The organism is Dolichospermum sp. UHCC 0352 (assembly GCF_009711925.1).
GTDB classification, from domain to species: domain Bacteria; phylum Cyanobacteriota; class Cyanobacteriia; order Cyanobacteriales; family Nostocaceae; genus Dolichospermum; species Dolichospermum lemmermannii.
In genome coordinates this window covers 24,919-48,182 of record NZ_VIKY01000142.1, presented here as the reverse complement: position 1 = coordinate 48,182, position 23,264 = coordinate 24,919, and the positions used below count along the sequence as shown (strand labels likewise).

Annotated in this window: 23 protein-coding genes, 3 pseudogenes and 1 riboswitch; of the genes and pseudogenes, 11 read left to right on the top strand and 15 right to left on the bottom strand. The window is 35.6% G+C overall.

Annotation, left to right across the window (positions count from 1 at the left end; all coding sequences use genetic code 11):
* Positions 1-91 precede the first annotated feature (91 nt).
* From FJR06_RS09940 to FJR06_RS09930, 3 genes are all read left to right on the top strand, one after another.
* A complete protein-coding gene (locus FJR06_RS09940) occupies positions 92-295 on the top strand; it encodes a DUF433 domain-containing protein (protein WP_168651345.1) in 204 nt (67 codons plus the stop codon).
* Between the two features lie 45 nt (positions 296-340).
* On the top strand, positions 341-850 hold the full coding sequence (locus FJR06_RS09935) for an NYN domain-containing protein (RefSeq protein WP_168651344.1): 510 nt from the start codon (positions 341-343) through the stop codon (positions 848-850).
* A gap of 113 nt (positions 851-963) precedes the next feature.
* Positions 964-1,362, top strand: coding sequence for a hypothetical protein (locus FJR06_RS09930; protein WP_217359774.1), 399 nt, complete (start codon positions 964-966; stop codon positions 1,360-1,362).
* 399 nt (positions 1,363-1,761) lie between these two features.
* Here the strand turns inward: FJR06_RS09930 and FJR06_RS09925 are convergent, their stop codons facing one another.
* Positions 1,762-2,034 carry a DUF2281 domain-containing protein gene (locus FJR06_RS09925; RefSeq protein ID WP_168651343.1) on the bottom strand — a complete coding sequence of 91 codons (273 nt, stop codon included), beginning with the start codon at positions 2,032-2,034 and terminating at the stop codon, positions 1,762-1,764.
* Between the two features lie 495 nt (positions 2,035-2,529).
* On the opposite strand from FJR06_RS09925, the gene FJR06_RS09920 reads away from it, so the two are divergent.
* Both FJR06_RS09920 and FJR06_RS09915 read left to right on the top strand, forming a co-directional pair.
* Entirely contained in the window at positions 2,530-2,850 is a 321-nt protein-coding gene (locus FJR06_RS09920) for a nucleotidyltransferase domain-containing protein (protein ID WP_174783450.1), read from the top strand.
* Positions 2,847-3,227 (top strand): HEPN domain-containing protein, encoded by a 381-nt coding sequence (locus tag FJR06_RS09915; protein ID WP_015083549.1) that lies wholly within the window; start codon positions 2,847-2,849, stop codon positions 3,225-3,227. The genes FJR06_RS09920 and FJR06_RS09915 overlap by 4 nt, the downstream gene beginning before the upstream one ends.
* A 252-nt stretch (positions 3,228-3,479) precedes the next feature.
* On the opposite strand, the gene FJR06_RS09910 is transcribed toward FJR06_RS09915, so the two are convergent.
* The 6 genes from FJR06_RS09910 to hemE all read right to left on the bottom strand — a co-directional run bounded on the left by FJR06_RS09910 (position 3,480) and on the right by hemE (position 11,205).
* Complete coding sequence (locus FJR06_RS09910) at positions 3,480-4,436, bottom strand: NAD(P)-dependent oxidoreductase (RefSeq protein WP_168651342.1); 957 nt, start codon at positions 4,434-4,436, stop codon at positions 3,480-3,482.
* A 206-nt stretch (positions 4,437-4,642) separates the two neighbouring features.
* A complete protein-coding gene (locus FJR06_RS09905) occupies positions 4,643-5,065 on the bottom strand; it encodes a hypothetical protein (RefSeq protein ID WP_168651341.1) in 423 nt (140 codons plus the stop codon).
* A 56-nt stretch (positions 5,066-5,121) separates the two neighbouring features.
* Positions 5,122-6,177, bottom strand: a complete 1,056-nt coding sequence (locus FJR06_RS09900; protein ID WP_168651340.1) for a hypothetical protein — start codon at positions 6,175-6,177, stop codon at positions 5,122-5,124.
* 41 nt (positions 6,178-6,218) lie between these two features.
* Positions 6,219-7,493, bottom strand: a complete 1,275-nt coding sequence (locus tag FJR06_RS09895; protein WP_168651339.1) for a hypothetical protein — start codon at positions 7,491-7,493, stop codon at positions 6,219-6,221.
* Positions 7,494-7,623: 130 nt separating this feature from the next.
* Positions 7,624-9,876 carry a hypothetical protein gene (locus tag FJR06_RS09890; RefSeq protein ID WP_168651338.1) on the bottom strand — a complete coding sequence of 751 codons (2,253 nt, stop codon included), beginning with the start codon at positions 9,874-9,876 and terminating at the stop codon, positions 7,624-7,626.
* Positions 9,877-10,152: 276 nt separating this feature from the next.
* Positions 10,153-11,205 carry a uroporphyrinogen decarboxylase gene (hemE, locus tag FJR06_RS09885; RefSeq protein ID WP_168651337.1) on the bottom strand — a complete coding sequence of 351 codons (1,053 nt, stop codon included), beginning with the start codon at positions 11,203-11,205 and terminating at the stop codon, positions 10,153-10,155.
* Between the two features lie 920 nt (positions 11,206-12,125).
* A riboswitch (cyclic di-AMP (ydaO/yuaA leader) is annotated at positions 12,126-12,239 on the top strand.
* 157 nt (positions 12,240-12,396) lie between these two features.
* On the opposite strand from hemE, the gene FJR06_RS09880 reads away from it, so the two are divergent.
* Positions 12,397-13,041: a universal stress protein gene (locus tag FJR06_RS09880; protein ID WP_015083553.1), complete on the top strand. Its 645-nt coding sequence runs from the start codon at positions 12,397-12,399 to the stop codon at positions 13,039-13,041.
* Between the two features lie 554 nt (positions 13,042-13,595).
* On the opposite strand, the gene corA is transcribed toward FJR06_RS09880, so the two are convergent.
* Positions 13,596-14,747, bottom strand: a complete 1,152-nt coding sequence (corA, locus tag FJR06_RS09875; protein WP_015083555.1) for a magnesium/cobalt transporter CorA — start codon at positions 14,745-14,747, stop codon at positions 13,596-13,598.
* A 375-nt stretch (positions 14,748-15,122) separates the two neighbouring features.
* Between corA and FJR06_RS09870 the strand changes: the two are divergent.
* A pseudogene (locus FJR06_RS09870) lies at positions 15,123-15,578 on the top strand (NAD(P)H-binding protein); the annotation flags it as partial.
* Positions 15,579-15,732: 154 nt separating this feature from the next.
* Positions 15,733-15,963: pseudogene (locus FJR06_RS09865) on the top strand (SDR family NAD(P)-dependent oxidoreductase); the annotation flags it as partial.
* A 55-nt stretch (positions 15,964-16,018) separates the two neighbouring features.
* Here FJR06_RS09865 and FJR06_RS24330 read toward each other — a convergent pair.
* From FJR06_RS24330 to FJR06_RS09850, 3 genes and pseudogenes are all read right to left on the bottom strand, one after another.
* Positions 16,019-16,144 (bottom strand): annotated as a pseudogene (locus tag FJR06_RS24330) (cupin domain-containing protein); the annotation flags it as partial.
* Between the two features lie 165 nt (positions 16,145-16,309).
* Positions 16,310-16,753 carry a BON domain-containing protein gene (locus FJR06_RS09855; protein WP_015083556.1) on the bottom strand — a complete coding sequence of 148 codons (444 nt, stop codon included), beginning with the start codon at positions 16,751-16,753 and terminating at the stop codon, positions 16,310-16,312.
* Positions 16,754-17,006: 253 nt separating this feature from the next.
* A complete protein-coding gene (locus FJR06_RS09850) occupies positions 17,007-17,192 on the bottom strand; it encodes a hypothetical protein (protein ID WP_168651336.1) in 186 nt (61 codons plus the stop codon).
* Between the two features lie 123 nt (positions 17,193-17,315).
* Between FJR06_RS09850 and FJR06_RS09845 the strand changes: the two genes are divergently transcribed.
* Positions 17,316-18,767: a HAMP domain-containing sensor histidine kinase gene (locus FJR06_RS09845; RefSeq protein WP_168651335.1), complete on the top strand. Its 1,452-nt coding sequence runs from the start codon at positions 17,316-17,318 to the stop codon at positions 18,765-18,767.
* Positions 18,768-19,083: 316 nt separating this feature from the next.
* Here FJR06_RS09845 and FJR06_RS09840 read toward each other — a convergent pair whose 3' ends face one another.
* Both FJR06_RS09840 and FJR06_RS09835 read right to left on the bottom strand, forming a co-directional pair.
* Positions 19,084-20,580, bottom strand: coding sequence for a UDP-N-acetylmuramoyl-L-alanyl-D-glutamate--2,6-diaminopimelate ligase (locus FJR06_RS09840; RefSeq protein WP_168651334.1), 1,497 nt, complete (start codon positions 20,578-20,580; stop codon positions 19,084-19,086).
* Between the two features lie 54 nt (positions 20,581-20,634).
* Positions 20,635-20,898 carry a glutaredoxin family protein gene (locus tag FJR06_RS09835; protein WP_015083559.1) on the bottom strand — a complete coding sequence of 88 codons (264 nt, stop codon included), beginning with the start codon at positions 20,896-20,898 and terminating at the stop codon, positions 20,635-20,637.
* Positions 20,899-21,220: 322 nt separating this feature from the next.
* Here FJR06_RS09835 and FJR06_RS09830 point away from each other — a divergent pair, with 322 nt between their 5' ends.
* Together FJR06_RS09830 and FJR06_RS09825 are read left to right on the top strand one after the other, a co-directional pair.
* Positions 21,221-21,595: a type II toxin-antitoxin system HicB family antitoxin gene (locus FJR06_RS09830; RefSeq protein ID WP_168651333.1), complete on the top strand. Its 375-nt coding sequence runs from the start codon at positions 21,221-21,223 to the stop codon at positions 21,593-21,595.
* Entirely contained in the window at positions 21,592-22,014 is a 423-nt protein-coding gene (locus FJR06_RS09825; RefSeq protein ID WP_168651332.1) for a type II toxin-antitoxin system VapC family toxin, read from the top strand. Before FJR06_RS09830 ends, FJR06_RS09825 begins: the two co-directional genes overlap by 4 nt.
* Before the next feature lie 110 nt (positions 22,015-22,124).
* On the opposite strand, the gene FJR06_RS09820 is transcribed toward FJR06_RS09825, so the two are convergent.
* Both FJR06_RS09820 and FJR06_RS09815 read right to left on the bottom strand, forming a co-directional pair.
* A complete protein-coding gene (locus FJR06_RS09820) occupies positions 22,125-22,544 on the bottom strand; it encodes a type II toxin-antitoxin system VapC family toxin (protein WP_168651331.1) in 420 nt (139 codons plus the stop codon).
* A complete protein-coding gene (locus tag FJR06_RS09815) occupies positions 22,534-22,827 on the bottom strand; it encodes a hypothetical protein (RefSeq protein WP_148762326.1) in 294 nt (97 codons plus the stop codon). Before FJR06_RS09815 ends, FJR06_RS09820 begins: the two co-directional genes overlap by 11 nt.
* Between the last annotated feature and the right edge of the window lie 437 nt (positions 22,828-23,264).

Here is a 23,264-nt window from a genome sequence, read left to right as displayed (position 1 = left end):
GTGTTTCACTGTTCTCAAGATCCTAAAAAATGGCGTAATCGCTTAAAATAATATAATAGAGAAAGAATTTTTATATTTCAGGAGTATCACCGTGCTGGCTCAATTAGATCGGATTACTGTTAATCCCAACGTTTGCCTTGGACAACCAACAATTCGAGGAATGCGGATTACTGTGGGCTTTGTGTTGAAATTACTGGCTAGTAACCTTTCGGTTCAGGAAGTTTTAGCAGCTTATCCAGAATTAGAGGATGAAGATATCCGACAGGCTCTTAACTACGCGGCTTGGACTGTTTAAAGTTATAATTGAATTTACCAAATATTTCAATTAAACGGAGTTATCATGAGAATTTCTGTATTTCTTGATGGTGCAAATTTCTTTTTCATGCAGAAAGATGCACTGTCTTGGTTCGCTGATCCTAAAAAAATTCTTGATTATATTGGGACAGAAGGTGATATTGTTGATGCCTTTTATTATATTGGACAAGACACACCACCTGAAGCAAAACAACAGTCATATTTAGACGCATTACCTTTAATGGGTTATTCACTTATTACAAAACCAATAAAAACAATTTATGACGCAAACACTGGCGTAAAAAAACAGAAAGCTAATTTAGATATTGAAATAGTTTTGGATATGTTTAACACTATAGACAGCTATGATAAAGCTGTACTAATTAGTGGAGATGGAGATTTTGAAAGGGCATTGACCTTATTAAGAGCGAAAGGAAAACAATTTACTGTAATAGCTACCGATAAATTTATCGCAAAAGAATTAAGGAATGTTGCCGGAAGACATTATACTCGTTTTGATGACATTAGAGATAAGGTTGAGAAAACTCCATCCTAATATCGTGCTAAAGCGGATAGCCTAGACATTAAAACTCCTCCCTGATTAAGATTGCTATATTCTAAGTGAAATTGCTAAACTTAAGAGGCTAAATCGTTATGTTGGTGGGATAAATGATTTCTCAAGTGGCTAAAAAATTAGAGAAGACCCAACCCATTGGGCAGCAACAGTTAAGCAAGATACAGCAGGTAAATAAACAAGAAATTGGGGAAACAAGAATGTACGCTATTGCTTTTGATATGGATATTGAATCACTAAAGCTGAACTATGGTGATCCATACAATAATGCTTATGGTGAGATTGCGAAAATCTTACAAAGGAAAGGTTTTACTCGGCAACAAGGCAGTGTTTATTTTGGGGATACAAACACTATTAATGCTGTTACGTGTGTACTTGCTGCAATTGATTTATCTCAAAATCTCCCATGGTTTGCGGCATCAGTTAAAGATATTCGTATGCTGAGAATTGAAGAATTTAATGACTTAATGCCCGCTGTTCAACAGAATAAGTAAGTTTGGTCTCTTCGTGTTTGTTTGGTAAGGTGCGTTACTTTTTTAACCCACCTTTTTTCTTTGCATGGGAGCGATCGCATGAGATACACTAGAAGAGTGCGATCGCTCTCATTGTAAAGTTAAATTATTAGAAATTATGCAAAATCTCTCTAAAACTCCCTTTCCTTCGCTTACTTCGTGTCTTCGTGGTTTATTCTTTCTTAACCTCTGCCTTTTTGATTTGCATCAGGGCGATGTTCGCATGAGATAAACTGGAGGAGAGCGATCGCTATTGATATTATTTTGGAGGTTTAGATGTATGACAAACCGTGAGCAATTAATCCCTATTTTTATCCTGTTAATCCTTTAATCCTGGACATCCTGATTCAGACAATAATTAATTAGTATCTAGCAAATAAATCATGCAGCTTCTTCTCTTTGGGCAAAATTATCCTCATTATCAATAATAATAGGATCATCTTGACAACTACCATAAGTTTGTTCAAAAAAACCAGGAGGCCAGCCTAATTCCTCCGGTGATTTTTGCTGAGATTTACCTTTTGTGTATATATCATGTTTTTGTGACTTGAACTGTAAAAACTCAATAAAATTTAAAACCTCCTCCTGTTGTTGAGGGGTTAGATTTTGGACTATTTCTAAAATAGATTTTTGCCTTTCTACTGCTTGAGTCATAATTAAAAATTCTCCTCTTCTAAATTTACAACTATTGTAGGTTGGGTAGACGCAAGGAAACTCCACACTATGATTTATTTTATCTAATTTTATCGAATATGTTCGGTTGTGAGCGATCGCCGTGAAGTATATTTACAGCACTTCCCGGTGTTATGAGGTACATATCTAGCGGGCAAGACTTGTACTGAGCAGTTCGACAAGCTCACTGTAACACTTGTCGTTCGCGTAGCGTGGCGTTAGCCATAGTATGCCCGCACTACAAGAGTTTCATGATTCAACTTTGTACCTCATAAGAGCGGAAACTGCTGTAAGTGCTAAACCTAGTGTACTGATGACTTACGCAAAATACCTCTTAAACTCTCTTCTCTTCGTATCCTTCGTGTCTTCGTGGTTTATTCTTTCTTGACTTCTACCTTTTTGATTTGCGAGCGATATCTTCAGAGAGTCAAGTGATCACATGAGATAAACTAGAGAAGTGCGATCACCCTCATAACGATGAACATTAACCTCAAACCTATTCTCACTCGCCTAAAAAAAGAACTTTATGACCTGTATGGCGATCGCTTACAACACCTCACCCTCTTTGGTTCTCAAGCCCGTGGTGATGCAGAACCTGGATCAGATATAGATGTGTTGGTAGTGCTGAAGCCTCCAGTTAACCCCGGAGAAGAAATCAAACGCACGGGGAAAGCGATCGCTGATCTTTCCCTAGATTATGATGTTGTCATTAGCTGTCTTTTCATGGATGAAACCCACTATCAAACCCGCAACGGCTCTTTGCTTCGTAATATCCGTAAAGAAGGCGTTCTTCTATGACCGACGAACAACGGGAACTCCTCCTCAAAGCCCAACAGAGTTTAGAAGCTGCAAAACTCCTACTTACCAACAACTACCCAGACTACGCCACCTCCCGCGCCTACTACGCTATGTTCTACATTGCAGAAGCATTTTTAGAGGGTAAGGGACTTTCATTTTCCAAACATTCAGCCGTTATTGCTGCTTTTGGGCGAGAATTTGCCAAACCTCAAGTAGTCCCAACTAATTTTCATCGTTTCCTAATTGAAGCACAGGAACTGCGAACAACTGGCGACTACGGACAATTGAACGCCGTCACAACAGACCAAGCCGCAGAACAAATTGACCGCGCGGAGGAATTTTTGTCCCTAGCAATTCAGTTCATTGGTGCAATATAAGATGTGCCTAATGAATTAGTATATCTCTCTGTGAAAGCTGTATTAGGCAGAGTATGACCATCTTGGCTGCACTTTATATAGATGAGGATGTGTCCGCATTAGTCGCCACCATGAATGCGTTTTCGTGTAATATTTATTTTAAGTATTGCTGAATTGAGATATGAAAATCAAAAATTCCCTTTTTGAAACTCTTAATCTTTGCGCCTTTGCGCCTTTGCGTGGGACTAATTCATACTTTCATTCACCAACGCCTTATTTTCCAGCTTTCACACCGCTAATTTTCAAAACATCACTCATCGTTGCACAGTAATTTGGTAAATTGAAACTGCTAGGATTAATGGCATTAGCATAGCTAAAATGACGATAATTCATACAGAATCGATCCCAAGCCGCCATTTGAATGCGGAATAAAACAATAATCACATTGGCTAAACCTAAAGATAGAGGAATGCGGAAATAAATCTTTTTACTTAAATAAGCACACACTTCTTCAATGGCTTGATTAGCAGTTAATGCTGATTGTCCTAAAACAAATCGGCGTGGATCTCCCTGTTGTGGGGGATAATCAATTAAATATTGGATAACTGTGGCAATATCTTTACCATGAATAAAGTGAAAACTACTATCTGCTTGTAAAAAACGAATGAGATTAATATAGTTAGTAACTTCAGGAATACCAGATGTGAGATGAGAATAAGGTTTTTTATCATCACCACCTAATACTAAGGTAGGAAAAACTGTGGTAATTTTGGGAAAAATTGCTAATTTTTCAATTTGATGTAAACAATCATATTTAGAACGGATATAATCTGTCCCAATTTCCCCGGCTTCTTTAAGTGGTTTATTATCGTTGTTCAAAACACTCGCAGTGGAAAAATAAATTACCTGTTCACATTTTTGAGGATTTAACAAACTCATTAATTCTAGAGTTTTGAAGACATTGATATCAAAAATGCCCTCACCACCCCAAGAAGTGGCTGTTAATACGGCAATATCAATAGTTTTAAGTAAATCAGAGAATTTACCAATCTCTTTCATATCACCTTGGAGAATAGTAATGCCGGTACGGGCTGTAGTATCTACTTGGAGTTTATTTGGGTTTCTAACTAGTAGATACAATTCGTGATTGGTGTTTTGAATTAAGGCTTCGCTGATATAGTGACCGATACAGCCACTTGCACCTGTAACTAAAATACGTTTTTTGGTCATTGATGTTTGATTTTGGGTTGTTTGGGGATGATAGAAGTTGGTGTACAATTATAGCATAATTTTGATTTTAGGAGCTAGATCCCCGACTTCTCTAAGAAGTCGGGGATCTGGGTGTTAGTTGATTTATCTAAGTTTTTAAATGAACTACTCCAGATATACAGGACAGAGACCATTTGTATTTTTTGCTTGATAAGAGGGTTATTTTACTAAATCCAAGCGTTTTCATAGTCAGAAAAGTTTTGGATTTTTTCAATTAAATCTAAATACCTTTTCCACGGGGAATATTCATCAGGATGATCTAATTTATAAATTTTACAATATAAGATAAACCAAGCTAGGTAAATAATATTTTTTCGTTCATTATCAGGTAATTTATTAAAATTATCAATCATCTGTAGATGAGTTGGAATATGTTCTACATTTTCAATATTTAGTTTTTGATCACTCTTTTCAATTTGCGATTTAACCTTTTCTTTATAGCCATCATTACGAATTTGACGGATAAGTTTATCATAGATATTTATGATATCATGACTGCTTGTATGATCATAATCATCCAAATGATATTTACTTAAAAAATCAACAATGTCAAACAAATTAAGATTTTTTTCTTTATCTAAGTTAGACATTAAATATGTTAAGTTGTCATTTGTGATCACTGAAATAGCTACATCTTTTCCAAAGTTCAATACCTTTGAAATTGTAATATCTCCTGCTGTTCGGTTTGAGGAGTTAACATTTTTTCCTGTAAAAGTTCCGGTTTTTCCTCTGTTTGGGGTGTTACCGTCTCCTGTGGGGTTGCTTCGATTTTCTGAGGTTGGATCTTCAACTGTTTCATATTCACCACTACCAATACGATTATTAGGATTACTATTATTCCCACTATTAATAATAACTGTAGAGGATTCTTGTGGTTTTTTCGTTCTTGTGTTTCCTGTATTTCGACTGGTTGAGTTTCCTTTTTTTTTTGCGGTTCTATTTTTGGTATTTTTATCTTTACAGGTTCTTGTACATTATTTGCAAAACCTCTCCAAACTGCTACATTATGTAAAATTGTATTATTGCTTAAATAGTCTGTTACTACAACTAAAACACCATCTTTTTTTTCACCATTATAACTATCCCATTTCTTTGGAAGATGAGATTTTCTCAACTCTGCTGATAACTCATCTAAGTATTGATCTGATTTCGCTTCTATCAGATATTTATACTTGATTTCTACATTATCTAAAAATATTTGCTGATAGTCAGTCTTCAGATTTTCAATAAATTGATTAATTAACTCCATATCAACTTTAAATTCTTCCAACTGATGAAAACTTATAGCTGTCTCTATCATGTGATTAAATCTAGCATCTTGATTTAAAAAACTTTGAATTGCACTATCAGCAATCATCCTCACAATTTGCTCATTTTCTGATGTATCATCGAATGTCCATACAATCAAATTTAATACTCTTCTTCCTAATTCTTCAGAACGTTTTGCTGATTCAATTCCGCTAACTTCTAATAAGAGTTTACCATCTTTTCTAAATATCAATAATGATGGTTTATATTCATCAATTAAATCATTCACAAAAAATCTTTGCTGACTTTCTGTTTCCCAAACTTTGACATTAATTAAATCAGGAGTATCTACCAAAGGTTGATTTTCTGGACTTTGAATATGTCTCCAATGAATACCTGTTTTACCTTTAGCTGAGGTTTTGACATAAAGATCAAAGTGAATATCGAAGTTCATAAATTAATGCTCCTTTTGATGAATAAAAAAGTATTGTGAAACTAAAAAATACTTTGAGGAAATTCTAACCATTTATGTCCTTGCAGAATCGCAAAACCATCATTATTTTTACATCCCATTGTAAATCTAAACAAAGCATTATTAAAAGCTGTAATCTGTTCTTGGGTAGCTTGAATATTTTCGGTAGTAGATTTAATATTAAATTGAATTTTCTGAACTTTATTTTGGTTCTGATCTAAATTATCTTTTGCTTGATAATAAATAGCTTCCCTATCATCAAACACATTAGCTATAGTTCTAAAAAACCACCACATACTATTGCGCTTATCTAAAATTCGTTTTTCTTCTTCATATCCTCTTTTGGCATTATTTAATTTATTATTATCTACAGACAATTGAGTTTCTAAGTTAATTAAGTTTTTCTGTTCTTGTTCTAAAAATCGTTTTTTATTCTCCAAAAAAACATTAATCAAAAATAACATAATATATCTTAATGGTTGATCACCATCTTTTGGTTCATAAGGTGCATTAATGGGAGTTTTATAATAATGAAATTTGGTAAAACCATCATTGTCAGTTCTATGATATGCAAAAACTACGTTACCAATAGTTTGCACAGGAGTTACAACGATAGATACTTTATTCAGTAAAGAATCTGATTTCACAAAATCCAACAATTCACTATATCCCATTTTTACATGAGATAAAAGATTTTCTGCATCTTTGGATGTTTGTGTATAGGTTTCACATTTCACTGGGGCTAAAATTATTAATCTGGGAGATTTTACATTACTAAAAGCATCTTTTAATAATCTCGTTATCTGTTGAGGATTATTTTTTTCTTCATGCCATGTACCAATTTCTCCATAACTTACCATACCTGTTTTTTTCTGCATTAATGCTGTAGCATCAATAGGAATAAGTATAGCATCACAGTCATTAAGTTGTTGTTTAATATATTCTTTTTGATTAGAGGTAGCTGTAGGACTAAAATATTCTCCAGAGGGATCTGTAAATCTTAGCTTCATGAATTTTTTCGCACTACTACCTATCTCAAAGGTAAAACCTTGATCATTCCAAGGATTATCTTTCGGCTGGGTAGGTGTCACTTGTTTTTTAACACGAGGATCGATATTTCTCAAAATATTTTTACATTCATCTATCGCTGCTAATACTGCGCCATTTTCTACCCAAGTTTGTAAATTCGCTCGTTCAAAAGTTTTGTGAAATTCTTCGTGCATTGCTGCTAATATACTGGTTTTGCCAATACCTCTAGGAGCAACCATAATAATTTTTAATTCTTCATTACCATTCATAATTTCCCTTCCTGATCATTGTACTAATGTAAGTTGCTGGTTAGTACGGTGCGTCATCATCTTAAATTATCAATCTTTTACTAAAATTGTTATTTCTAACGCACCCTACAGAGTATTAACTATTAAATCACTACTGAGCAAAGTAAAATAATTCTAATTTATTCACTGCTGTAACTTCATTTACTAAGTCTAACCATTCTTTTCGCAGTTGTCTATCCTCTTCTTTTTGTCCAAAAATATCTGCCCAAATTTTTCCGCGCACTCCTCTGAGGAAGTTTTTCCATTCTTTTTGAATGTCTTTTTGACGGATGACATTATCAATAAATTCTTCTACCATTGCATACAAAGCTTCATTGGGTTCAATCATTAATTCTTCTAATGTCGGTTTAATGGTATTAATGGCTTTGTCATAGTCAATTTCTAAAGCTGTGAAAATTTCGTCAGCAGTGGTATCTTTGGTTAATGCTAAAGTTTGATTTTTGGTTTGAGAAATTCCCCCAAATTCCCCAGTTATGGCACTAATATTAGTTAGTCCATCTAAATGTTGTCGAATCCGGGGTAAAATTAAACTGCGATATGATAATGTAAATTCGGCGATAATGGCAAATCCTGGTTTTAATTTTGCAAATCTTTCAGGAATTGTATTAGCTACGTCTTGGAAAAATTCTGAACCTTGTTTATTACTAATAAACCCTAAATTTCCTTTTTCTTTAAATAGGTTAACTACTTGATTTTTGGCTAATTCTACTGTTGCTTTAAGGTTGTCATCTAAGGATAAAAACCTATGAGAAATTAATACTCTCAATTCATCTTGATAGTCAGGATAAGCGCGAAATACGCTCATGGCTTTAATACTATTTTTGATTTCTTCAAGAGCGGTTTCTTTGGATAAAATGCCTTTGTCTATTTCGCATTTTTCAATCGCAGCAATGAAACCATTGTATAGTTCTTCATTAGATGCTTGTCGCTGATACCATAATTGAGTTCTCAGTTCTTGTAATGCTAAAGAAACTTCTTGCCACCACCCACTATCACTATTTCCAAATAAGTCGCTAAATAGTTCTTCTATTTCTTGATAGTCGTCTTCATAATTCTGATTAAAGATATTTTGGGCTTTATCTATTTCTGAATTAACTGCTTTGTATATTTCTAAGATTCTTTCTTGACAACTAGCAGCATATTGTTTATCTAGATTATTCATGTTATTGGTGAGATAATCTATTAAGGTATCTAAAATTTGGCTAGTTTCTAATTCTTGACTACAGTTAGCAATTAAACATTTTTGCACATTTATATGTTTTTCTTGCAATGTATCTAATAAATCTTGACAATTGTTAGTATTATCACCATTTTTAGCATCAGTCGTAGTTTTATTCAGTATCATAAATGACCATAAATTAACGGGTAACTCTACCAAAGCAGCACGAGAAACATCATATAATTTAACATCAACATCTGCCCAAAATGCTCTGAGGGATTGAGGCATTCTCACAAATAAGATAAAATCTATATCATTACCCAATGATTTAATTAATCTGCTTTCATCACCAACGCCTGTATCTCCTAGTCCCGGCATATCTACTAAGGCAATTTTACTCACATCAACGTTAGGAAATGAACAGGTAATTTTTACTTCTTTAACTGCTAAATAATTGAAATAATTTCTCTCACCATCAACGGTGTCTTGTGCAACATATTCTCTAATTTGCTGTTTTTGAATCCTGAGAGGAGAACTTTCTTGTAAGAGATGAGAATAGCGGTAAAAATGATCATGATATCGTTTTAAATGTTCATACATTGCTCCAGGTTCAGCATATCCAGGAATGTCTGTTGGTAATGGTGGTAAAGGATTTTTAGCAAATTGTTCTCCTGTTAAAGGTTGGCTTCTTAAACTGAGTTTTTCATAATATGGCGCGATAATTTCATCTAAAAATGAACGTTCACTATGAAACCAAACTTCCCCATAGGTATCAACATGGGAATTATGATGAATTATGCTTTTAACTCCTGTACAATGTTGTCTATCTCCATCGGGTATTTCGGCTGAAGTTAACCCTGTTAAACTTTGTAAAAGTCGGCTTTTCCCTTGTCCTGCTCTCCCTACGACTCCAATATTTAATGTATTGCGAGAAAATCGGTTTTTGAGTTTAGTTAAAGCGTTTAATTCTGTGGTAATTTTGTCCTGAATATTAGTTAAATTAATTTCATTTAGTTTACCAATTATTTGTACATCATTGATTTTTTCTAAGCTATCCTTGCGTTTTGCTTCTAGTATTTCTAAGGTGGTGGAGAGGGTTTTTAAGTGTTTTTCCACCTGGGTAATTGTTTCACTCCACTGGTGACGATTATTAATAATCGTGGTGATGCGTGTATTTCTATCCATAATATACTTGATTTATATTCAGTAAACCCAGTATAGTTATCACTGGGATTTAAGTAAATACATTACGCCTTAAAACAATATTAATTTTTTATAAACAAAAAACAATTACAGCTATAGATAGCAATTTTTGGCTTTGTGAGGTGCATAATTACTTTACCTGCGCTTATTAAAGGGAGGGTTAGGCACGGATGTAGGTCATTTAGCCGAAATCTGCTGTAGCAATTTTTCTGTTCTGCGTTTAATTAAAAATCAGGTGGGCATTGCCCACCCTACAGATTATACCAAAGCGGTGAGGTTTTTGGCAGTTTCAAAGAAGAAAGCCACATTTTCTTCTGGTGTTTCTGGAAGTACACCATGGCCGAGATTGAGGATATGTCCCCAGTTGCCGGCTTTGCGAACGGTGTCCAAAACACGCTCGCGGATAAATTCCTTAGAACCAAATAACACACCCGGATCAAGATTACCCTGTACTTTTACGTGCTTACCTAATCTGGCTCTAGCATCTGCCATATCTACTGTCCAATCTACAGTAATAATATCAGCACCAGAGGTAGCCATTCTTTCTAAAAGTCCCGCACTACCTGTCACCAACAAAATTAATGGTGTGTCAGGATGAGTGGCTTTAACTTTCTCAAACACCATTTTTTGATAAGGTAGCGCAAAGGTATCATAATCTTGAGGGCTTAATTGTCCTGCCCAAGAATCGAACATTTGTACTACTTGAGCGCCACAATCAATTTGATAGCGGACATAATCAGCAATAGAATCTGCTAATTTTGTGAGTAGCTGATGGAGAATTGTCGGATCTGAGAAGGCCATGTTTTTGATGATGGAATAGGTTTTAGAACCCTTACCTTCCACCGCATAAGCTGCTAAAGTCCAAGGTGCGCCAACAAAGCCTAACACCGTTGATTGATTGCCTACTTCCTGCCGTAATGCTTGCAAAATCGTTCTGATAAACGGCAGTGCTGCTTCTGGTTCTAGAGGACGCAGTTGTTCAATTTGTTCTTGGGTGCGTATGGGCGAATAAATAATCGGTCCCTTCCCTTCCGCAATATCCATGTCAATCCCCATTCCTGGTAAGGGGGTGACAATATCGGAAAACAAAATTACTCCGTCGGGTTGGAAAGCTCTCCAGGGTTGGAGGGAAACTTCGATTGCTACTTCGGGAATTTCCGAGCGATCGCGGAATGAAGGATATTTGTCCCGCAAATCCCGGTATGCTTGCATATAGCGTCCCGCTTGTCGCATCATCCATACAGGGGGACGATCTACTTGTTCACCACGAGCGGCCCTAAGGAGGAGAGGAGCCGTTAAGGAAACACCCATTTAACACTTCGTCCTAAGTCACTTTTATATTTCACCATATAGCTTACCATCCTCCGATTCCCCTTGATCTGCCTATCTATACAGGTCTTAAGGTTGCTTGACTTAACTTAACAAAACGTTACGATGTTCTTTTCATATCTGGAATCTGGAATTGTAGATTTGAAAATTTTTACAACTAGGGAACTGGATTATGATTCTAACACACAAGCGTTGGTTATTATCTTATTGGTTGGGTATCTTAGCTGCTCTTTTATTCAATTCATAAATGAGATAAACATAAAATGCACAATTTTTTAAATTTCAAAAAAGAAAAATTACTGCGTCAATAACTCCCCCACCGTTCTGATGTTATTGATGATTATTGATTTCAAACAAAGATGTAAAATTATTCTTAGCGTCTTTACGCGAAATTAAATCAGCATATATCAAGTTATTAGTAAACGAAGTGCTAAAAAATGCTAATGACTCTGCAAAAATTAGCATTGTTAACAAACACTAGTAGTTTGTCAAGATAAAAATGATGGACTGTAGTGTGAGCGTCTCGCTCACGCGGGCTTTTCGGTCCGCACTACCAAAAACCCGTCAAAATAAATTTGACAGACTACTAGCTAATGATAAGCTTAACAGTAACAACCAATAAGTATGATGAACACAGTAGCAGAGGGATAAAACCAGAAGTTAATTTTTCCTAAACTTTGGTAAATAGCCATTAAACATAGTTTAACAATGAATTATGGCTAAATTCTGACTTCTAAATTTTTGCTAAGTTGAAGTAGTTTAAATCATTAAATATTAGAGAAAACAGGGTAAATCAGTAATTAAGCTGCTCACTACAAGCATATCCTCAATATTCTTAAACTTGACTTTATCTAAACCTAGTGTAATAGTATTACTATATTTTTAGTGGGTAGCCTAATCCAAATTCATGAAAGCTGAATTTGAAGCGGAGGAACCAAGTATTTGGGGCTAATCTTATGAGAGACACCTTCCAGTCTTAGCCCGTCAGCTAACTCCGTCGGCAATGGAAGGAACCTCCAAAACTTTGGCTGTAACAGCAGTTATGATTGGGGCTTCCTTAATCAATTGCGGATTTTGGATTTAAGATAAATCTAATATCTAAAATTGTTATCCCTGCTTCTCGTTGGTTAATCGTTTCAAGGGAGAGAAGTTAAAACTGTGAAAATCAAAACAATGTTGGCACGTTTGCAAAGTGCGATAGGTCGTGATGACTTAATTGAACAAATGGTGCTATTACCAGAGACTCAAAAATCATTTGCTAAAAGAGGTTCGCAGACAAAATCAGCTAACTTAATTGTCGGCTATAATGGTTCACCTCAAAGTCATACAGCCCTAGATATTGCCTGTTGGATTGCCTACCAAACGAGTTTAGCAACTAACTCGCAAGTTACAGTTCAAGCTGTTTATGTAGTAGAAGAAAACTGCAATTATCAGTATGTTGATATATTCAATGTTGCTGATAATAAAGCTCAATTAGAATGCCAATTAAGTAATATATCAAAGCCAGTCACGTTGCGATTAAATCAACCCAAAAGAACAGCAATTTTACCGCAGTTAGAAAGAGAATCGAGAACTTATCTCCAGGAAGCAGATAGAATTCTTTGGCAAGCAAAAACTTTAGCCGAAGAATGGCAGGGTTCATTTAAATCTCATTTACGGTTTGGTAACATTGTTAAAGAACTTAATCAGGTTGTAGAATTAGAAACTGCTGATATTCTATTTTTAGGCTGCAAATCTATCAATCATCCGCTGATTGAAACACTAGGTCATAATTTTCCTTGTGCAGTTTTAGGTATTCCTAATTGTATTGATGAATAATCTCGGTTTTCAATTACAGTAATTTGAAATTCCATTCTTACAGAGGAAACAAAGAACTGGCAAGAGGGTGGGGTCTAAATCTTCACCCAAAACTTGCTACTTACAGCACTTTCCGGCGCACAAATATTTGTACTGAGTTTTTTCATAATTAAAAATACTTAAAAAGCCTGTATCGTCTCCTTTTTAATTATTAATTTTTAATTCTGCCCTGCGGTACTAGCCAATTTTTAAGCGACAATAGGAACATAAGAAAATGGAGTTAATAAATAATACCTTCACCAAATTGGAAAAAGCCTTGATTCGTAACAAAAATGCCAAAGGTATTGAGGAAAATACTCCTTGTGTTAAATAATAACTAGTTAAGCACTAGTAGGTAGAGGTGGAATATGACAACCCAAAATTTGCTGATCCCTCATGCTTATACGTATCTGCTTGTGAAAATTGGTGTTTTAGTTCTAGCATTGTTGCTGTGGTTTATATTTACAGCAGCCCCTGTTATTTAATTGCATTCACCACTTAGAGATGTTTAATCAAGCGTCTCTATTTTATCGAATTTAGCGATGAATATCTTTTTGAAAATTAACAGAATTAGTCAACCAACCCCGTCGCCAAAAAAAGTATAGTAAACTGATTGCCACTAACGCCATTACTCCTAAACATAGCGGGTAGCCCCAATACCAATTTAATTCCGGCATATTGTGGGGTGATTTTTCGGTATTGAAATTCATCCCATATACCCCAGCAATAAAAGTCAAAGGAATAAAAATAGAAGAAACCACCGTCAGCAGTTTCATGATTTCATTCATTTTATTGCTAATTGCTGATAAATAAACATCCATTAAACCAGCTACTAATTCTCGATAAGTTTCCACTATATCCATCACTTGGACTGCATGATCATAACAGTCTCTTAGATAAATTCTCACATCATCACTAATTAATTCACTACCATCTCTAATTAAAGAATTAATTGCATCTCTTTGTGGCCAAATTGCACGACGTAGTTGTAATAATTCCCGCCGAATTTGATATATTTTTTGCAATGTTTGTTGACTAGGATTAACGATTACTTCCTCCTCTAAATCATCAATTCTTTCCCCATACAGTTCTAAAACTGGGAAAAATCCATCAATAATTGCGTCTAATAAAGAATAAGCCAAGTAATCACTACCTTGTCTGCGGATAATACCTTTATTCTTATTAATTCTCATTCTCACCCCATCAAAACAATCATGTTCTGGTTCTTCTTGCACTGTCAAAACATAATATTTACCTAAAACTAAACTCACTTGTTCACTATAAAAACCGCCATTATTATGATTAGGTACAACCATGTGGGCAATAATCACTAATTGCTCTTCATAATCCTCGATTTTTGGTCGTTCTACCATGTTGACAATATCTTCTAAAATTAGAGTATGTAAATCAAAAGTTTGACCTAAACGATGCAAAATATCTTTACTACCTAAACCTTGAACATCTACCCAAGAAACGGATTCTGTATCCAAATAATTAAGACATTCTTCTGGATAACTTATTTGTTTCTGAATCAGTTGAGTTTGGTTATAGTCAATCAGAAAAATAATTGGTTGTTCAGCATTTTCATCAACAATGATTGTTCCTGGTGGAGTTCCTGCTTGGTGAAAAAATTCTTTATCGCGTGACTTGTGGATAACTTTGGAAACTCGGCGAATTTTCTTAACCATAAATTTTAAGTCTCTAGATATTACTGATTTAAATCTTAACGCATATCATATAATACTTCTAATTTATCCAGATATAAAAAGCAGAAAAATATGCTTATGCAACCAAATCAGCAAACATTTTGGTTAATTGAACCTGAAGCAAAACCATTGCAGCAGATTATAGGTGGTGGTTTTATTTTACCAGATGGACAAGTAGCGATTGCTAGAATTTTACCACATTCCAGTTATGCCACCAATGCATCTCTACCATCTTTTCAACAACTGCAAAATCAACGAGGGAGAAAATTAGTATTTGGGGAAAACTCACTCAATGATTATCATCTCCAAGATTTTAAACTAGTAAGGGATCAAGATGTAACAGGTATCAGCGGCACAAAAGCCGCAAAAATGTTTAATAACAAAGTAGAAATTGCAATTGGTGATATCTGTAAACCCAGCACATTGACAGCAGCAATGGCAAATATTACCGCCATTATTTGTTGTACAGGAACTACCGCTTTTCCCTCTGCAAGATGGGAATTTAATCAAACCCCCAATATAATCGAATTGGTAATAACTGCATTTAATCCCCAATTTCTAGAAGACAAAGCGAAAAATACCCCGACTAAAGTTGATACTCAAGGTGTAATTAATCTGATCTCCGCAGCACCAAAAAACTTAAACCGCTTCGTGTTTGTTTCTTCCTGCGGAATTCTCCGTAAACATCAATTTCCTTTTAATATTTTGAATCTTTTTGGTGTACTTGATGCTAAAGAAAAAGGAGAACAAGCCATTATTAATTCGGGAATCCCTTATACTATCATTCGTCCCGGACGTTTAACCGATGGCCCTTAGAGGATGTTTGAAAAGTATCAGAATTAATCGAGATCCCCCCAACCCCCCTTACAAAGGGGGGCTAAATTCCTCAAAGTCCCCCTTTTTAAGGGGGATTTAGGGGGATCTGCGGGTGTCAGATCCCACACGAGAAAGTTTTCAAACATCCTCTTATACATCCTATGATCTCAATACCCTACTCAAAGCCACAAGTGAAGGTAAATTAAACGTCATTTTTGGAAAAGGAGATACAATTTCCGGTGATACTAGCCGAATTGATGTAGCTGCAACTTGTGTAGAAAGTTTATTTTATCAAAATTCTATTAACAAAGTTTTTGAAATAGTCAATCAAGGAGATAGACCAACTATAATTGATTGGCAAAATCTTTTTTCACAATTATAAAAAAGAGAGCAAAAAAACATGAATTATGAAACTCTTGTAGTGCGGGCATCTTGCCCGCTGTATTCGCACTGGCAGAATCAAAGATAATTGCTAATCGGTTAGAGTCACAGGGACTAATTCGGTATGCTTGATAATCTTTGGGAGATTTAATAATGGGAATTACACAACTATTATCGTACATATTTTTAATGGGTAATTAGTGATGAAGAAATGGGTAGAAAATACCCAAAAACAGGACTTACTAACTAAAGTAAGCCCTGATAGATTTTAATCTCAAGTTATACCCATTTGAAAAATAGATGATTGCAAAACCAATTCACTATCCCAATGGGATAAAATAGAATGACTAAAGTTTTTTCTCTGTCTTCACTTCAGCTTCTACTTTGACACTTTTCACACCAGCTACTTCCTTGATTAAAGTTTCAGCTTGTGTAATTTCTTGCTGAGAAGTTGCTGTTCCTTTAAGGATAATTGCCCCATTTTTGTTGACTACTTCCAACTTATTCTCAGGTAAACTGGCTTTTAGTTTTTTGCTAATTTCTGTTTTTAAGTCGGTTGTAGATGTAGAAGTTGCAGAAGGAGTTGCAGTAGAAGTTGCAGTAGGAGTTGCAGTAGGAGTTGCAGTAGAATTATCTATAATTCGCGTCGTATCAGAAGCGGGTTTGGCTGGTACAGCAGGAGTTTCACTGGTAGTACCAGTAGTTTCTGAACCTGTTTTTGGTGCTTCTTGACAACCAACCATACCAGCTAATAAAACGCTACTAACGAGAAAAGGAATGAGCTTTTTCATGTTGATTTCCAAAATTGAATACTTGAAGTGATGGATTTTACTGTGAGTGATGCCCAGGAGCAAATCTTAAAAAAGAATTAAATTGCTACACCCAAAAGTCATAAACCAAATACCTGAATAACTGACAATATGACAACTTTCCAATAACTAAATTAAAACGCTTTTATTGAAAAGAGCCAATTTAATTGTACTCATGGCTATAGAATATTGACGGTTTGATGCTCACTGATAGCCACTATCTCTATATTCTCTATCATAGAGACTCAGCCGCATCTTTTTTGGGATTGATAATTGGGGACTGGGGATTGGGGAAGTGGAGGAAGTGGAGGAAGTGGAGGAAGTGGGGGAAGTGGAGGAAGTGGAGGAAGTGGGGGAATATTTCTTCCCAATGACAACTGACAACCGACAACTGACAACTGACAAAGAGAGGATATTGCACCTGAATTGTTCGGTTATACCACTTTCTATCTTCACACTAATGACGATAATCTCGTAGATATAGTTTGCAAATGTCTAAATATAACCACCATTAGCTGCTGAAGCAATCAAGAGGTGAAAACCTGTGTACGAATGGATTTTGCCAAGTCTCAAGGAAGTTTTATCTGAAAATCAATCTCATCTTGCTGAGTGTTCCTCGGCTAAAGCAGAACAGCAATGGCGTGTCAGTCTCGCAGCCACGGAAAACTTGCTGTTGAAAACTTTAGCTGCAACTTCACCTGATACTACTCCAGGTTTGGTATTAGCCGCACCTGCACCTTTATTTAGTCACCCCCAACTAACACAACGGTTGCAAACGGTAACTTTTACAGCCAGACCTTTTAACCCTTTGGCGTTGATGCCATTCATTATGCCATCAGAAATGGCGCGGAATATAAATAATATAGAAACAAATACTTCCGATCATACTACTTTTCAAGAATCTATCTTACCTTTATTACCGGCTGATCCTTTGGGTGCGGAACAGTTTTGTTTGGTGTTTACAGATAAATTTAGATTAGTTTTGGTTTTGGGGGAACATCAAAATGGTAAAAAAGAGTTTTTGTTTTCCTTTGAACCGGAAATAGTCAAAAAAGCTTGGCAATCTTTAGGTGCTAGGGTAGTTTTAACTAATCCAGAATTGTTTGCTGATTTAGATATTCAGGTACAAAACTATCCTTTGGTTGCACCAGATTATCACACTATAATTCAATTTAGTCAGTTATTACTTCAAGAATTAACAATTACAGAAAATAATCCAGTTACACATACTTCATCACATTTTCATTCACCAACTCCACAGCCAAAATCTCCATCTCGTTCTGACATAGAATTACTCCAAGCCTTTGCCCATGAAGTTCGTACTCCATTGACAACTATTCGGATGATGACACGGTTACTATTAAAACGGCAGGATTTGCCGGGGAATGTGATCAGTCGTTTAGAAGTTATTGATCATGAATGTACTGAACAAATTGACCGAATGGAGTTATTATTTAAAGCAGCAGAATTAGAGAATTTATCACAACCTTTAAAATTGGCTAATTCACACTTGACCCCAATGTGTTTAGAGGATATTTTACTGCAAAGTATTCCCCGTTGGCAACAAGCAGCAACTCGGCGTAATTTAACTTTAAATGTGGTTTTACCGAAGCAATTCCCCACGGTGGTTAGTAATCCGGCGATGTTAGACCGGGTACTTACTGGTTTAATAGAGAATTTTACTCGCAGTTTACCTGCTGGTAGTTGTATTCAGGTGCAAGTAATGACTGCTGGTGATCAGCTAAAATTGCAATTATCTCCTCAGTTTGATTGTCAAGATAAAGGCTATACAACAACACCACCAATTCGTAAATCTTTAGGTCAATTATTAATGTTTCAGCCGGAAACAGGGGCAATTAGTTTAAATATGGCAGCAACTAAGCATTTATTTCAAGCAATTGGTGGAAAGTTGATTGTGCGTCAACGTCCTCAAAATGGGGAAGTATTAACAATTTTCTTACCTTTGGAAGTCGGTCATCAAGTGTCAATACCTTAGTCAAATTACGAGGGTGAGATGATAATGCTTTAACCATGAACTCCCGTTCCTCGCTCTTGCTTGGCAAAAACAATCACCCCTAAAAATTCCTTAAAGGTTTCCGACAAGGATTTTTTAAATGTATTGACGGTAGGATAAGGGTTTTAGATTCTAAACTACCTTTTCATCGAAACGCTTATATATGATTATTTTTGCCGTTTTTGCCAAAAATTATCAAGGCTCTTATTTTGGCAATAGTATTGAAGTGTAAAATAGATTTTTTACAACTTGGTGCGAAACAAGGGCGGGGAAACCCCACCCCTTGAAGATGGGTTAATTAATTTTGGCTATTTATTCTTTGCTGTAAAGCTTCCCGTGCTTGTTCTCTGTCGTCAAAATGAATTTTTTCAGTACCTAGAATTTGATAGTCTTCGTGACCCTTCCCGGCTAATAATACACCGTCTCCAGGTTGAGCCTGTAAAATAGCCGTCCGAATTGCGGTAGCGCGATCGCTCACAACCATTACCATTGGTTGTACTATATCAGGAATACCTGCTAATACGTCCTGTAATATCTTTTCTGGGTTTTCTGTACGGGGGTTGTCTGATGTCACTACTGCTAAATCTGCGAGTTCAGCCGCTATTTTACCCATTTTTGGACGTTTAGTGCGATCGCGGTCTCCTCCACAACCAAACACACAAATCATTTTACCAGGAATAAACGGCCGGGCAGCTTTCAGTAAGTTCTCCAAACTATCGGGAGTATGGGCATAATCTACAATCACGCTAATATCTTGCTGTGGATGAATTTGCACCCGTTCCATGCGGCCAGGAACGCCGGGAAACCCAGGAATGGCATTTGCTACCAATTGCAAATCTAAACCCACATGGACAACCGCACCCACAGCAGCTAAAAGATTTTCTAAGTTATATTGACCAACTAAAGGACAACTAAAATCTACATTTCCTTGGGGAGTATGTAAAATTCCGCTCACACCATTTGGTTGATAATTTAAATCACTCATCCAAAAATCAGCGGTACTATCATTAACGCTATAACTCCAAACCTGTTCTGGACTCAAGGATGCAATTATCCGTTTACCATAAGCATCATCAGCGTTGATAATTGCCCGTCCGTGGAGATAATTAGGACTAAATAACAACGCTTTCGCGGCAAAATAGTCCTCCATATCCTTGTGATAGTCCAAATGGTCTTGGGTAAGGTTGGTAAATACCCCCACTTCAAAAGCACAATTCAAAACCCTACCCTGGTGCAAAGCATGAGAACTAACTTCCATTACCCCAGTTTCACAACCAGCATTCATGGCTTTAGCTAATTGTTGCTGCAAATCTACTGCAAAAGGAGTAGTATTCACAGCGGTTTCCTCAAAACCAGGCCAGCGGGTGTAAAGTGTGCCTATTAACGCCGTCGGTAAATTAGCGTGAGTTAGAAAATATTCAATCAGGTGAGTGGTGGTAGTTTTACCATTTGTCCCCGTCACACCCACCATTTTCAGTTTTTGTCCAGGATAACCATAAAAAGCTGCGGCTATTTGAGCGCAGGCTTTAGTCATATTATCGGCACTCATGACTACAGAGTTAGCTGTAGGCGGATTTTTCTGCATTGCTTCCGAAGAAATAATCGCCGCTACAGCACCAGCAGCTAAAGCACCTGTCCAAAACTCTCCACCGTCTACTCTAGTTCCTGGCATTCCGATAAACAAATCTCCCACCGTGCAAGCATGGGAATTAGTTTTAAGTCCCTGAATATCAATATCTGGTATATTTACAGAATTAATCCCATCTACAGTCGCTAATAATTCCCGTAATTTCATCTGGTGAACCTCGCCACAAGCTTGTCTTGCGCTTATTCTGCATCATTTTGTCATCTATTGGGAGACATATTGACCTAACATTTTTTCTAAACGTTCGATACTGAGACGGGGAGAAGGACGGGGTATCAGTTTTTCTGTGCCGTCCCTGGTGACTAAATGCAGTACCGGGATTTCGTATTGATATGCTGCAAACCAATCTTCACGGGTGGTAATATCTCGAATTTCTAGCTGGAAACTGAGATTTTTGATTTGTGCTAGTTTTTCCTGTAAGCCTTCACAAAGATGACAACCAGGTTTGCTGTAGAGAATTAATTGCATGGGTGGAGATTTAAACGATGAAAATGTATTTTATGATTATTTTAACTGAATATATAAAAAATGTCAGAATCAGGTGGTTATCGAGCGATAGCCTGCGTGGCGTAAGCCATAGTCGAGATAATACTCACCGATTAAAGGATTAACAGGATATTTTTTGTCAGAATCAGGATGTCCACCGATTAAAGGATTAACAGGATAATAAAATATAAAATGGACGATCGCTAATAAAATTCTATAAATCTTAACATCATCTAGAAGATAATTTTAACTATTTTTAAGTATTATGTTATGATCAATTCAGAGTTAGAAGAGTAAAAATATCATGATTTTAGCTGTTAAAAATGCTCTTTCCACAATTGCACCCAAGTTAACTTATGATGTGTTGATTGAAAATCAAGCAGATGGTACTGTGAAAGCGACATTATTAAGTTTACCAGAATGTCAAGGTTTTGGTGCGACTAAAGAGGAAGCATTAAATAATCTGATTCAACTTGTTCAAGCCCGAAAACCAGAAATAGTAACTTTAGAAATTGAACCAGCTAAAACAGAACATCCTTGGATGAGATTTGCAGGAATGTTCCAAGATGATCCGCAATTTGATGAAGTGCTGGAATATATAGAAGAATATCGTCGTGAATTAGATGCAGAAATGGAGGAATATTATCAACAAATTGAAACCCAGGAGAATAGCAAATGAGCTTATGGATACTTGATACAGATCATGTTTCTCTCTTTCAACACAGAAATCCATTGATTGTACAGTGTGTTAATAGTGTCAAATTTGAAGAAATTGCCATAACTATAATTACTGCTGAAGAACAATTGCGTGGTAGGTTTAATGTTATTAGAAATGCCTCATCATCGGATAAATTAGTATTAGCTTATGCAAATTTTCAGAATAATTTAGATTTTTTACAAAGTGTGAATTTACTGGAATTTAGCGAAGCTGCGGGTAATATTTACACTGAATTAGTTAAGCAAAAAATCCGCGTTGGTACTCAAGATTTACGCATTGCTGCAATTACATTATCAGTCAAGGGGATTTTAGTAACTCGTAATTTTAAAGATTTTGAAAAAGTGCCTAATTTGCGTTTGGAAGATTGGAGTATTAGTTAAAAATGTCTGAATCAGGATACCCAGGATTAGAGGATTAACAGGATGATAAAAAATAAAAATGTCATCTCCAAATAGTGAAAAGGTAACTTTATATAGCTTGTGCTACACTATCAGACAATTTCCCAATCTTCAATTTGTAACCCTTTAACTCGTTTAAATTCCCTGACATTGTGAGTAACTAAAATTAGATTATTCACTAAAGCAATAGAAGCAATTTGTATATCATTTGAACTAATAGGAGTTCCAGAATTTGCTAAATCAGCGCGAATTTTGCCATAATTTTCTGCACATTCATCATCAAAAGATAAAGAAACAAATTGTTCTATGAATATTTTTTGTACAGCTATAGCTTTTTGAGGATTATTACTACGCATAGAACCATAAAATAATTCAGCTTTGACTACAGAACAAACCGCAATTTTTTCAGGTTCTAAATTATCAAGATGATGATTAATGCTGAGAGATTTACCCTTGAGATACATGATACAAACATTCGTATCTAGTAAATAAATTAAAGAATCATTTTTCATTAATAACCTCAATTAAATCATCATCCGTTGCAAAATCAATATCAGCACAAGCACCATATAAATTAAGTAAACCTGCGGAATGGAGAATATTATTTTGGATTAAAAATTTTTTGAGTTCAGTGTCAGAAGGAAAGTTTAGTAAATCTTTTAGTTCATCAAAATCAATTAATCTTTCTCGAAAGGCTTCTAATACAAGATTATTCAGGATTTTTTGTGGTAAATTACCCCATTGATTTATGATTTTTGTTGTTAATTTATCTGGTAAATCAATCGTTACTTGCATAATTGGAAAATCTCCTAATGGTGCTTAGTTAATTATTCTAACATAAATTTGTTAAAAGTTTAATGTCGTAATCAGGATATCCAGGATTTAAGGATTCACAGGATGTTATTTGTCTGAATCAGGATACCCAGGATTAGAGGATTAACAGGATGTTTTTGATCACTTATGGTTTTTGTACGAGAGAGAATATATGTTTATTATTCAATAAATATCATCATTAAATATTCACAGAAAATCTATAAATAACAATCCTGTACATCCTTAAATCCTGGTTATCCTGATTCTGACAACCACAATAAACAATCTCCAAGGAAGCCAGGGAATTAATTCCCTGTCTAAAAGCTAAAGTCGGTTTAAACCGACTATTGGGAATGATGGAATATTACATTTATCTTCATCAGGTAAAAAGTCAATCAAATCCTGTACATCCTTAAATC

Excerpts from the sequence above, each read along its gene's own strand:
- FJR06_RS09935 (WP_168651344.1), top strand. The coding sequence starts at position 341 with ATGAGAATTTCTGTATTTCTTGATGGTGCAAATTTCTTTTTCATGCAG.
- FJR06_RS09930 (WP_217359774.1), top strand. The coding sequence starts at position 964 with ATGATTTCTCAAGTGGCTAAAAAATTAGAGAAGACCCAACCCATTGGG.
- FJR06_RS09925 (WP_168651343.1), bottom strand. The coding sequence starts at position 2,034 with ATGACTCAAGCAGTAGAAAGGCAAAAATCTATTTTAGAAATAGTCCAA.
- FJR06_RS09920 (WP_174783450.1), top strand. The coding sequence starts at position 2,530 with ATGAACATTAACCTCAAACCTATTCTCACTCGCCTAAAAAAAGAACTT.
- FJR06_RS09915 (WP_015083549.1), top strand. The coding sequence starts at position 2,847 with ATGACCGACGAACAACGGGAACTCCTCCTCAAAGCCCAACAGAGTTTA.
- FJR06_RS09910 (WP_168651342.1), bottom strand. The coding sequence starts at position 4,436 with ATGACCAAAAAACGTATTTTAGTTACAGGTGCAAGTGGCTGTATCGGT.
- FJR06_RS09905 (WP_168651341.1), bottom strand. The coding sequence starts at position 5,065 with ATGTCTAACTTAGATAAAGAAAAAAATCTTAATTTGTTTGACATTGTT.
- FJR06_RS09900 (WP_168651340.1), bottom strand. The coding sequence starts at position 6,177 with ATGAACTTCGATATTCACTTTGATCTTTATGTCAAAACCTCAGCTAAA.
- FJR06_RS09895 (WP_168651339.1), bottom strand. The coding sequence starts at position 7,493 with ATGAATGGTAATGAAGAATTAAAAATTATTATGGTTGCTCCTAGAGGT.
- FJR06_RS09890 (WP_168651338.1), bottom strand. The coding sequence starts at position 9,876 with ATGGATAGAAATACACGCATCACCACGATTATTAATAATCGTCACCAG.
- hemE (WP_168651337.1), bottom strand. The coding sequence starts at position 11,205 with ATGGGTGTTTCCTTAACGGCTCCTCTCCTCCTTAGGGCCGCTCGTGGT.
- FJR06_RS09880 (WP_015083553.1), top strand. The coding sequence starts at position 12,397 with ATGTTGGCACGTTTGCAAAGTGCGATAGGTCGTGATGACTTAATTGAA.
- corA (WP_015083555.1), bottom strand. The coding sequence starts at position 14,747 with ATGGTTAAGAAAATTCGCCGAGTTTCCAAAGTTATCCACAAGTCACGC.
- FJR06_RS09855 (WP_015083556.1), bottom strand. The coding sequence starts at position 16,753 with ATGAAAAAGCTCATTCCTTTTCTCGTTAGTAGCGTTTTATTAGCTGGT.
- FJR06_RS09840 (WP_168651334.1), bottom strand. The coding sequence starts at position 20,580 with ATGAAATTACGGGAATTATTAGCGACTGTAGATGGGATTAATTCTGTA.
- FJR06_RS09835 (WP_015083559.1), bottom strand. The coding sequence starts at position 20,898 with ATGCAATTAATTCTCTACAGCAAACCTGGTTGTCATCTTTGTGAAGGC.
- FJR06_RS09830 (WP_168651333.1), top strand. The coding sequence starts at position 21,221 with ATGATTTTAGCTGTTAAAAATGCTCTTTCCACAATTGCACCCAAGTTA.
- FJR06_RS09825 (WP_168651332.1), top strand. The coding sequence starts at position 21,592 with ATGAGCTTATGGATACTTGATACAGATCATGTTTCTCTCTTTCAACAC.
- FJR06_RS09820 (WP_168651331.1), bottom strand. The coding sequence starts at position 22,544 with ATGAAAAATGATTCTTTAATTTATTTACTAGATACGAATGTTTGTATC.
- FJR06_RS09815 (WP_148762326.1), bottom strand. The coding sequence starts at position 22,827 with ATGCAAGTAACGATTGATTTACCAGATAAATTAACAACAAAAATCATA.